General features: G+C 44.3%; 6 protein-coding genes. 4 read left to right on the plus strand and 2 right to left on the minus strand.

All coding sequences use genetic code 11. From position 1 onward, the window contains the following. Positions 1 to 542: 542 nt before the first annotated feature. Positions 543 to 842: a hypothetical protein gene (locus F6K37_RS21065; protein WP_008181148.1), complete on the minus strand. Its 300-nt coding sequence runs from the start codon at positions 840 to 842 to the stop codon at positions 543 to 545. A gap of 6 nt (positions 843 to 848) precedes the next feature. Next, positions 849 to 998: a hypothetical protein gene (locus F6K37_RS21070; protein WP_008181150.1), complete on the minus strand. Its 150-nt coding sequence runs from the start codon at positions 996 to 998 to the stop codon at positions 849 to 851. A 1,558-nt stretch (positions 999 to 2,556) separates the two neighbouring features. On the opposite strand from F6K37_RS21070, the gene F6K37_RS21075 reads away from it, so the two are divergent. The 4 genes from F6K37_RS21075 to F6K37_RS21090 all read left to right on the plus strand — a co-directional run bounded on the left by F6K37_RS21075 (position 2,557) and on the right by F6K37_RS21090 (position 11,183). Next, entirely contained in the window at positions 2,557 to 3,627 is a 1,071-nt protein-coding gene (locus F6K37_RS21075) for a response regulator (protein ID WP_287251932.1), read from the plus strand. A 223-nt stretch (positions 3,628 to 3,850) separates the two neighbouring features. Then, positions 3,851 to 4,384: a chemotaxis protein CheW gene (locus F6K37_RS21080; RefSeq protein ID WP_008181153.1), complete on the plus strand. Its 534-nt coding sequence runs from the start codon at positions 3,851 to 3,853 to the stop codon at positions 4,382 to 4,384. 152 nt (positions 4,385 to 4,536) lie between these two features. Continuing rightward, the gene (locus tag F6K37_RS21085; protein ID WP_287251934.1) at positions 4,537 to 7,959 is read left to right on the plus strand and encodes a methyl-accepting chemotaxis protein; all 3,423 of its coding nucleotides are present in this window, start codon (positions 4,537 to 4,539) and stop codon (positions 7,957 to 7,959) included. Positions 7,960 to 8,006: 47 nt separating this feature from the next. Beyond that, positions 8,007 to 11,183, plus strand: a complete 3,177-nt coding sequence (locus F6K37_RS21090; protein ID WP_008181157.1) for a hybrid sensor histidine kinase/response regulator — start codon at positions 8,007 to 8,009, stop codon at positions 11,181 to 11,183. The last annotated feature ends 134 nt before the right edge of the window (positions 11,184 to 11,317 follow it).

Consider the following 11,317-nt stretch of genomic DNA (forward strand, 5'->3'; position numbering starts at 1 on the left):
AATTTAATTCGCCAAGGTCAAGCGCACCTAAAAACTCTTAAAATCATTCCATTATTAAGCAACGCAAGGTGCATAGCCAACAACTATGGGATTGCCTGGAAATTCTGGCAAATATTCTGGATTAACTCCCCAACCTAAAGTGATTACTAATTGAACATCTAATCCCATACAAGCTTATGCAATCATTTTAAAAACCCAAAAAGCCGAGTTTTTAGATTTACCATAGAAGCATAAATTAACGGTTATCAAGTTAATTTTTCAGAAGTAAAGGGAATTGATTCTAGACTAACTTAATTTGAATAATGATACGGACATGTAAAATTAAAACAAGACGGTAGTTCTTTTCTGGGAAATTCAAATTCAGCAGGCTGTTGACTAAGTTGAGCCAATTGATAATAGTGTTGATTCACCTTATTATAGGGAGATAAATTCCACTGTTTACGATGATCATGAATAACTTTTCCCAGAGATTTACCCAGAAAAGAAACCAGTGCATAACCTAGTCTGTTCCGTAGAAGTTCCCGCCATGAAGGGTCATAATTTCAGGATGTGGTAAAGGGAGGAACACTTATTTCCCGATTCAGCATTAAGGCAGTGGATACACTAACAAAAGGAATGTTTAGATAGTCAGCGATAGTTCCTCCTTCTGGAGAAGCTTGATCGACTAACAATACCTCTATACCTGCTGTTTTAATTACTTCTGGGGTATCCCTAAGAGACATTTTGGCTACATTTAAAAACCAATTCATTGTATAATGTAATGCCTTAATTCCACTCAGATTACCTAGTTGAGTAAATACGTCTTTTGTTGTTCCTTTGGGAAAATCAGACTTGCCAATCACCTGAAATTATAATCCTCTGGCTAGAACTTTTGGTTGAGGGTCTTCAATTCCTAATACGGTGACGCGATGACCACGCTGTTTCAGTTCGTAACCTAAAGTAGTGATAGGGTTAAGATGACCAGAAGCAGCAGGACAAATTATGCCAAAATGAGTCATGATATTTGATCAGCAAAATACGTTTGGAATGGGTGCATCTCAGTTTTGCAATTATGCAAAAATTCGGGAGAAAATTCGGGAGCATCCCAATTTGGCAAATCCATGGCTCAAACTAACGAGAGTACTAGGGTTTAAAAACATAATTGAAAGTGTTATGGGCAAAAATGGGATGCTCCCGAAAATTCCCGCGCCCCCGCCCCGCGCCCCCGCCCCACAATTGAGATCTTTTTTACAAATATGAGATGCACCCTTTGGAATTGAGTTTATAGCTATAGCCCGATTTAATGGGACTTGAGAAAAAATTCAGCTCAAATGTAACCTAAACTGGCTTTGTAAGGGATGAATAGCTTCCCATACTTGTCTAACCAATTGATAAAACGACAAGATATGGGGTAGGAACTGCTTCCGCAGCATTCCTAGCCTTGATTGTTAATTGTTAACGATAGCTAGCATCGAGATCAGTTTATTCCTAAAGTTATTCCTATAATGGGGGACAATTACTCCCAGGATAGACTGCGGCAGTAACGTCTTATTTAACCTAACTATTTTTTTTGCGTCTCCCTGTAGAGCGGGAAACGTCTTGACCAAATCACCCTGCTGATGGAAAGCACTTCTTTGCTGGCAATCACACAAAGTAATTACTATATTAGTATACTAATATACCTCATATCTTGCACTAGCCCCCCAAACTCGTTCATAATAGGGTTATATAGGGGCTATATAAATGTAGACGCTTTCTTCGACTTGCCGTAGGCTAGTCCTACTTCAGTGTGCAAGTTAAGTGTGTAACAGCTGATTCGAGCTCCACCAACTATAACTTGAAAATAATGCTATTGACAAGTGCAATTTTGGTTATATTAACTAACTTGTCGTTAATGTCATTAGCCAAATCTTAAAGTGATTTTAGCTAAGCTCCTGATTGATTAGAGCAGTACTTCTGACTATCACGATAAATTCCGAGACTTTTCCCCTGACCCCTTGTTAGGTAATATTTTCTGCCAGCCAGTAAATAGTCACTGATTAATTACACTAACTTCATCCATTGAAAAAACTATTTATATAAGCTTTACACAGATGATAGACAACCTTGTTATGATAATGGACAACGAGTGAATTTTTGGTTAATCTAGTGTTGGGAAAGTTTTTCTGTCCCTACAGGGTGTATCCAAGTTTACTATAGTTACCCTTCACTCTTGGATGTCATGGTGCAATGCAAATGACGATTCACCCCTCAATTTTTTTGGAAAAACTTAAAACCGTTTAATTTTTGAATCTCAGCTCCCATTCATTTCTGAGATATAGAATTCAGGTAAGCAGCTACTACCTAAGTTAATTAGGTAATTTTTACTAGTCACATCACATGACCTATTGTACAGTTTTAGTTTGGGTATGGCTGTTATTTGTGTAGAAAATCGATTTTTAGTTAAAAAAATAATTTAACTTCAAGAAAACTTTCCGGAATCTACTCTAGCTAGGATGTAGCTAACTATTAACCCAAGCAAATCAATCATTAGTATTGATTTTTTTCATCAATTGATTTACAGCGGATTAGAGAAAAATGAACTCCACCTACATCAATAGCTACAGGCATGATAAAAAACTAAACCCCCTTTCCTTATTGGCTCAATTATCTAGTCGCCATGCCAATGGATGTTTACAAGTATCTAGTGGTTCAGTTTCTTGGTCAATCTATCTAGAAAATGGTCAATTAATTTATGGCTCAAACTCGATCAACCCCTTTGATCGCCTAGACCATTACTTATCTCGTCTAAGTCGTAGAATTCCTACCCTTGTTAGTGCGGTTCGGGTTCAGGTTCGCCTGATCTTTGAAGCCAACTTAAACAGTCATTCAAATTATCCTTCAGATTACCAAGCAATTTGTTGGTTGGTCAATCAACATTATCTGAATTCCGTTCAGGCAGCAAGTCTGATCGAAGAATTGGCTGAAGACGTAATCGGTTCTCTGCTGTCAGAGAAAGAAGGAACTTACCAATTACTGGAAACTAATCCATCTGAGGATTTGCCTAAATTTTGTAGGCTTGACCTTCGCACAATTGTTGAACACTGTTACGAACAGTTACAACATCAGCACTCTTCTAACTCAAAGCCAGTGAATAATCCCTATAGCTCTAATTCTGTAGTCCCAATCGGAAATTCTACACCATTGAACTCAATTCACGAATCCTCTCTAAATAACTCGGCTCCATTAGAGCAGAGATTTCAGCATCATACCTCGGTTAATCAACAACCAACGTCTACCAGTAAAACTTACAAGATTGCTTGCATTGATGATAGTACAAGTGTTTTAAATGCCATCAACTCCTTCTTAGAAGATAAAAGTTTCTCTGTTGTCATGATTAATGACCCAGTTAGGGCATTAATGCAAGTTATCCGCATTAAGCCTGACCTAATTTTGCTCGATGTTGCCATGCCAAACTTAGATGGTTATGAGCTATGTTCTCTGTTACGAAAGCATTCACTTTTTAAACATACCCCAATTATTATGGTAACAGGGAATACTGGTTTCCTAGACCGAGCTAAGGCTAAACTTGTTGGAGCATCTGGTTACTTGACTAAACCGTTTAACCAATCCGATCTCCTCAAGATAGTGTTTAAACATCTCAAATAATCATTGGGTAACTATCTACTTTATATCTATGAAGGATAAAAAGCTGAATTCGGTGTTGATTTATTAAGACATTTAGGGTGGTTTTATAAATACATATCCCTCTATAGGTTATTACTATAGATTATTTTATTGGTTATAGTTGACCTAACCAATACTTTGACAAACTCACCAATTATAAACTCACCAATTATTGGTCTCCTCACATAGGTTAACTTGTGAATTAATGAATACCTCAGCCCTAGCCCATACCCCCCAGACCTGGTCTCAGTTAGCTAGTATAACCAAACCATCTGAAGAACACAATAATATCGGGGATGCTTATCTTAAATTTTTGTTAAATGAACAAACCCCTGCGGTTATATCTATGCATCAAGCCCAGGAAGTTCTAGTCTTGCCCCAAGAGCGTCTGACCCCCATGCCAAATATGCCCTTCTACGTACAGGGGTTGATGAATCGGCGTTCTCGTGTGTTGTGGGTCATTGATCTAGCTCAAATGCTAGGTTTACCGACGGTAGAAACCAATGTTCAACAGTACAACATAGTGACGCTCCGTAATCAGTCAGCGTCTTTAGGGGTTGCCGTCCAAAGCATTGAAGGGGTGTTGCGACTAACACCCGATTGTATTCAATCTCCACTGGGACAAGTGTCATCGGGTTTGGTTCCCTACTTACGAGGATGCGCTTTGCAAGAGCAAGAAATTTTGTTAGTACTAGATGGTTTGGCAATTATGGCTTCATCTCTTTTACACAACACCTAATTTAACGGGAATTGACTTAAGCTCAATGGGAGCTGTTAATTGTTGATTGTTAATTTAATACTATCCGAAAATAGACCATTTTTTTAAAATATAATAGATATATCAATGCTTTTATAAAAACTAAGTTAGTAGCCAGGTAATGGTGCTTTTTTATGGTGAAACAGTTTGATAAATCAATATATAATAATGAAATTAATAAGGATTTAACTAGTCAGGGGGTAACCCAAGACAGGTATCGTCACCATGCCGAATTGGACTCAGTTATAAATGTGACTAGGACAGAAGTAACCCAAAACTCCAATCAGGATGGGGTTGAGCTTATAGGCTCCACTGAACCACCTAGCACTTCCAAAAGCTCTGGGGGTCTTAAACTCAGCTTAAAAACTAAAGTAACATCATTATTAATCACCCTAGGCACTATTCCTGTACTACTGATTGGCTCTATTGCCTATAACTTAGCCAACCAATCTATTACCGAAGAAATTTCCCAAAACAACATTGCTAGGGTAGTTAGCCTAGAAGACAAACTCAACGGCTTCATACAAGAACGCTATGCGGATATTCGATTTCTAGCTACGCTCCCAGTTTTTACTAATTCCAGTCAACAGCAGACCAGCTCCCTTTCGGAAAGACAAGCCTTATTATTAAACCGCTACCAAGACATTTACCAAGTCTACGACAGTATAGCTGTTTTAGACTTAACAGGCAAAGTCATTGCCAAATCTAATCAGACTCCCGTAGATAATCCCAGCTCCCGGTCTTATTTTGAGCAGGTGATCAACACCAAACAACCGGCGATTAGTCAACCGACACAGTCGGATGCGTCTGGTCAGTTATCCCTTTACTTAGCTGCACCGGTACTTGACCAAAATACAAAAGAGCTGGTCGCAGTTATCCAATCCCGGATGCCCATCCAATACCTTCAAGATTCGATTAACCTGATGGGCCGCGGACGCGAAGAACTTTACTTAATCAACACCAGCAACGGTAAAATTTTTCTCTCCAACCAAAGCAATATCGTTAATCAGCCCCTAACCAAGGTATTCCCTGACGCCAAGGAACTGCTAACTGCTGATAAACCAAATACTCTAGTCACATCTGATCAGGTCAAAAAGCATCAGGATCTGCTAGCGTATACCCCCTTTAGTAAAAACAACGATTTAAGTAAAATCAACGATTTACCAGACCTGCCCTGGGTCGCAGTGATGGCCACCCCAGATGCGATCGCATTTCTGCCCCAGCGGCAATTACTCCTCACCCTGACCCTGGGAACCTCCCTGACCACCTTATTAGTTGCTGCAGTAGCTGTCTATCTCGCTAACCGGTTGACCAGTCCCCTGCTAGCAGCTACCAAGGCAGTGAAAGCCCTTGGCGAAGGGGAACTGGATACCCGTTTGGAGCTGCTGGGAACCGATGAGCTGGGGGTACTTGGGTCAAATATCAACCGCATGGCATCTCAGCTACAGACCCTAGTTGCTAACCAACAAGCTTCCCTAGACAAGGCTCGGTTATTTGCTGATGTTGTCACCCATGCTGCCAAACCTGATCAGAAAGCCCATGCCTTTGATTTAGTGGTGAATGCTGCTAAGGAAAAGTTAGCTGCCGACCGGGTGGTGATCTATTATTTTGACCCAGGCTATCGGGGAACCATTGTGGCTGAAGCGGTAGACTCCCATTGGCCAAAAGCGATCGCCCAGGAAATCACTGATGCTTGTATTCCCAGAAAATTGCTGGAAGCCTACCGCAAGGGACGGGTTGTGCCCACCAGTGATGTCCAAGCGGTGAAATATGCCTCGGGCCATATGCAGTTGTTGAACCGACTGCAAGTGAAGGCAAACCTGGTCGTCCCGATTGTGGGGGTCGATAATCTAATTGGCTTATTGGTAGCCCATCAGTGTTCTAGGACTCGGGTATGGCGCACCGATGAGATTGACTTTCTACAGGAATTAGCCACCCACTTAGGACTAGCCTTAAGCAGTGCCAGTCTCGCCACACTGAAGACTGCTGAAGCCGACCGAGCTGGGCAAGTAATTGAGATTACCTCCGGTATCCGGCAATCCTTCACAGTCGAGGAAATCTACCAGTCAGCCATCAGTGGCATCCGAGAAGCTCTGAAAACCGACCGAGTTTTAGTCTATCTGTTTGACGAAAATTGGCAAGGAACCATTGTCGCCGAATCTGTGGGTCATGGCTGGCCTAAATCCCTAGGAGCAGAAATTGCTGACCCCTGCTTTGCCCACCAATATGTGGAAAAGTATCAGCAGGGTAGAGTTACTGCCTTGGATAACATTTACCAGGCAGGCTTGAGTGATTGTTACTTCGGTCAACTTGAACCGTTTAAAGTCAAAGCTAACCTAGTCGCCCCTATCTTAGGGGAGGAAAAATTACTGGGACTGTTGGTCGCCCATCAGTGTTCCGGTACCCGGCATTGGCAAGAATCAGACATCAATTTTTTCAGGCAGATGTCGATTCAATTGGGCTTTGCCCTTGAGCAAGCCAAGCTAGTAGACCAGCTCAAACAAGCCCGCACTGCTGCGGAAGTAGTTTCCCAGGAGCAACAGCAACAACGGGAAGCCCTACAGTTGCAACTGTTAGAACTGGTCAATAAAGTGGAAGGAGCTGCCCAAGGTGACCTAACGGTAAGGGCTGAGATCCTCAGTGGGGAAATTGGCACTGTGGCTGACTTCTTCAATGCCGTAATCGAAAGTCTACGAGGGATTGTTACCCAAGTCAAAACTGCTGCCACTCAGGTAAACCAGTCCGTTGGGGACAATGCCGGAGCTATTCATCAACTCTCTGAAGCCGCTCTCCAACAAACCCAGGAAATCACCCACACCCTAGATTCTGTGGCTCAAATGACTAGTTCTATTCAAGAGGTAGCCTTCAACGCCCGCCAAGCCGCTGCCGTCGCCCATACCGCTGCCAACACCGCCCAAAGCGGCACCCACGCTATTGAGCGCTCTGTTGCCAGTATCATAATTTTGAGAGATACTATAGCAGAAACTGCCAAAAAAGTCAAGCGCCTCGGGGAATCCTCCCAGCAAATTTCCCAAGTGGTGGCATTTATTAACCAAATTGCCCTGCAAACCAACCTATTATCCATCAACGCTGGCATAGAAGCCGCCCGAGCTGGGGAAGACGGGCAAGGATTTGCCGTGGTTGCCGAAGAAGTTGGGGAACTTGCTGCTCGCGCTGCCACGGCCACTAAAGAAATTGAACAAATTGTAGACAACATCCAACAAGGCACCTCCGAAGTTGTGGAAGCTATGGAACTGGGGACTACCCAAGTGGTCGAAGGCACCTATCTAGTTCAAGAAGCCAAAGACAGTTTTCGTCAAATCCTCAACGTCTCCACCCAAATCGACCAATTCATTCAATCCATATCCCAAGCTACCGTTTCCCAAGCGGAAACCTCAAGCGCTGTGACAAACGTAATGAAAGACATTGCCCAAATCTCAGAACGCACCTACCAGTCAACAGAACATATCTCCCACTCCCTCCAAGACACTGTCAGTATTGCTGAAGAATTACAAACATCGGTTGGCAAGTTTAAAGTTGCTCAGAATTATGACTAATGACCAATAAACACTAACCACTAACCACTAACCACTAACCACTACACATGTCACAGGACAAAGAACTGGAAATTCAGCTACAGTTTCTCGAAGAGGCAAAGGAATACTTAGATACCATTGAATCGGTGCTGCTGGGTTTAGCCAGCGCTCCCATTGATAGTCAGAAAATGGATGGGATTCTGCGAGCAGTTCATTCTGTCAAAGGGGGAGCTGGGATGATGGGATATGGCACCTTGAGTCACCTAACTCACCGCTTAGAGGATTCATTTAAAGTTCTCAAGGCTAAGAAAAATGCGATCGCAATCGAAAACCAACTCGAAACTCTACTCCTACAGGGGGTAGACTGTCTGCGCCAGGTACTTGATATCAACCGCCAGGGCAATCGGGTAGACTGCCAGTGGCTAGAAACCATAGCTAACCCAGTATTTGATCAACTGCACGAGATTCTAGGGGACCCGGTCGCAGATGATGCTACGACTATGCTAGGAGCAGAGGATGGCACTAATGTGACTGCCATGCTGTTTGAAACAGAAGTGGAAGGGTGTCTAGCTCGCCTAGAAGGGGTGTTAGCAGACCCCGAAAGACCCTGCTTGCTTGAAGAAGTGTCCATCATGGCTCAAGAATTAGGCGGGTTAGGCGAAATGCTGCAGCTTGAGGCTTTTAGCCAGTTGTGCGAAGACATCAATCACCAGCTAGAAGCTGCCCCACACCAAGTGGAAGCGATCGCCCAACAAGCTCTAATGGTGTGGCGGCAATCCCAGGCTTTGGTACTGGTAGGTCAACTGACTCATTTACCCCGCCGCCTGGAACCTAGGGAGTTTCAGGAGAATGAAGGAGGAGTTACAGACCCAGGGGTGGCAGAGGAAGCTATATTAGTTGGGGAATTGGAAACCGATCAGCCAGAACTAGTCGGACAAGGGGATGAGGCAGACCAGCCAGACCAAGAAGACCAGCCAGACCAGCCAGACCAGCCAGACCAGCCAGACCAAGAAGACCAAGAAGACCAGCCAGACCAGCCAGACCAGCCAGACCAGCCAGACCAGCCAGACCAAGGGGAAGTAAAGGTATTTCAATGGGTGGATAGCAATCTCAACATCTCTTCCCCCTCTGCCTTCTCTTCCCCCTCTGCCTTGTCTTCTCCCCCTCCCTTGTCTTCCCCCCCTTCCCCTGAACCCATCTTCCTGAGGGAGAACAATCAGGAAGACTCCTCAAAAGACCCACACCAGGAAAATACTGTGCGCATTCCTGTGCGACAGTTGGATCGACTAAATGACTTGTTTGGAGAACTGACTATCGAGCGCAATGGTCTTTCGCTGCAACTGGGACGACTGCGCACCCTAGTAGACAACCTCAGCCGCCGGGTCAATATTCTCGAAGCTTCCAATCACAAGCTGCGCACATCTTATGACCAGATTGCCACCCCAAGAGGAATGGCAGCAAGACAGGGGGATGGGGAAACCAGCAAATCTGAGGGACTTTTCCTGCCATCTTCTGTATCTTCTCCCGCCGCTTCTGACACTTCCCCTGCTTCCCCTGCTTCCCTAGCTATTACTGTTCAAGGGTTTGATGCCTTAGAGATGGATTCCTACAGCGACTTGCACCTGCTATCAAGGGAGGTGATGGAAACCATTGTTCAAATTGAAGAAGTTACCAGCGACTTGGAATTGACCCTAGACGATACTGATAGCATTGCCCATGAATTAAACAAAACCGCCAAGCAGCTGCAAACCAATCTTACTCAGGTTCGGATGCGTCCCTTATCTGATTTAGTGGGACGATTTTCCCGAGCTTTGCGGGACTTGTGTGTCGAGCATGGCAAACAAGTAGAACTGAAGGTAATGGGGAAAGGTACCCTGATTGACCGCACCATCCTGGAAACCCTGAGTGACCCCCTAATGCATTTATTGCGCAATGCCTTCGACCACGGCATTGAAGACCCTAGCACCCGTCAGGCTATGGGGAAACCGCCAAAGGGAACTATTGAAATCAAAGCCACCCACAGAGGGAATCAGACCCAGCTTACCCTCCGTGATGATGGCAAAGGCATTAATTTAAGCAAAATCCGAGCCAGAGCAGAGGAAATGGGATTAGACCAGGAGCTGCTCGCCAGCGCCAGTGACCAGGAATTGCTGTCCCTGATTTTTGAACCCGGATTTAGTACCGCTGATCAAGTCACCGACCTATCTGGTCGTGGTGTGGGGATGGATGTAGTGCGCAACAACCTCAAGCAAATCCGGGGGGATATCCGAGTCGATACCCAACCCGGTTGGGGAACGACCTTTACCCTCACCGTCCCCTTTACCCTATCGGTAGCACGCATCCTTTTAGTGGAAAGTAACGGTATGCTCTTGGCATTTCCCATCGACGTGATTCAAGAGATGCTGATGCTGAAATCCCAGCAAATCTTAACCACCCTAGGCAACGAAGTCATAAACTGGCAAGGGAAAATGGTGTCCCTGATTCGCCTGAAAAAGTGGCTGAAATTTTACTGTCGCCGTCGGGTCACCACCCTAGAAGAAACCCCGAGCATTAACGAACCTACTATTCTAATTATCAATCAAGCCGAGCAATTAATCGGCCTGTGTGTAGACCGCTCCTGGGGAGAGCGAGAAGTTACCGTGCGTCAAGTAGAAGGAACCCTAGGGTTACCTGATGGATTTAGCGGCTGTACCATTCTCGGCAACGGTCGAGTGGTTCCCCTGGTAGACGCCAATGCCATGGTACGCTGGATAATCAGTTGTCAGCGCACCAGTAACCTAGAGAGTTTATCCCCACAACATTGCTCCACCTCAAAGGGATTTGTGGAGCAACAACCTCCCTCCCTCGGGATACAACCAAGTACCAAAGACACTATCTTAATTATTGACGACTCGATTAACGTGCGCCGGATGTTGGCATTGGGGTTAGAAAAAGCTGGGTATATTGTAGAACATGCCAAAGATGGTCAGGATGGGATAGAAAAACTGCTTCGGGGATTAGAGGTGAAAGCCATTATTTGTGACATCGAAATGCCCCGGCTGGATGGCTACGGCTTTTTAACTCGGGTCAAAGAAGAGCCGAGCTTAAAGACCTTACCCATTATTATGCTCACCTCCCGGAGTGGTTCTAAACATCGGAAACTAGCCATGACTTTAGGCGCATCTGCATATTTTTCTAAGCCTTACAATGAGCGGGATTTATTGAAAACTTTAAATGAAATGATTGTAGAAGACGTATTGATTTAATATTGCTGGTCAGATCATGTCCGGTTGACTACTTATCATTTTTAGTTGTTCGTCAATTAATAATTAACGATTAATAATTAACGATTTACCTAAAGACGAAGTGATTAACCGGACTCGACTCCATCGCTTATTTA

The sequence above is a fragment of the Moorena sp. SIO4E2 genome, from assembly GCF_010671945.1.
Taxonomy (GTDB): Bacteria; Cyanobacteriota; Cyanobacteriia; order Cyanobacteriales; family Coleofasciculaceae; genus Moorena; species Moorena producens.

Excerpts from the sequence above, each read along its gene's own strand:
- F6K37_RS21070 (WP_008181150.1), bottom strand. The coding sequence starts at position 998 with ATGACTCATTTTGGCATAATTTGTCCTGCTGCTTCTGGTCATCTTAAC.
- F6K37_RS21075 (WP_287251932.1), top strand. The coding sequence starts at position 2,557 with ATGAACTCCACCTACATCAATAGCTACAGGCATGATAAAAAACTAAAC.
- F6K37_RS21080 (WP_008181153.1), top strand. The coding sequence starts at position 3,851 with ATGAATACCTCAGCCCTAGCCCATACCCCCCAGACCTGGTCTCAGTTA.
- F6K37_RS21085 (WP_287251934.1), top strand. The coding sequence starts at position 4,537 with ATGGTGAAACAGTTTGATAAATCAATATATAATAATGAAATTAATAAG.
- F6K37_RS21090 (WP_008181157.1), top strand. The coding sequence starts at position 8,007 with ATGTCACAGGACAAAGAACTGGAAATTCAGCTACAGTTTCTCGAAGAG.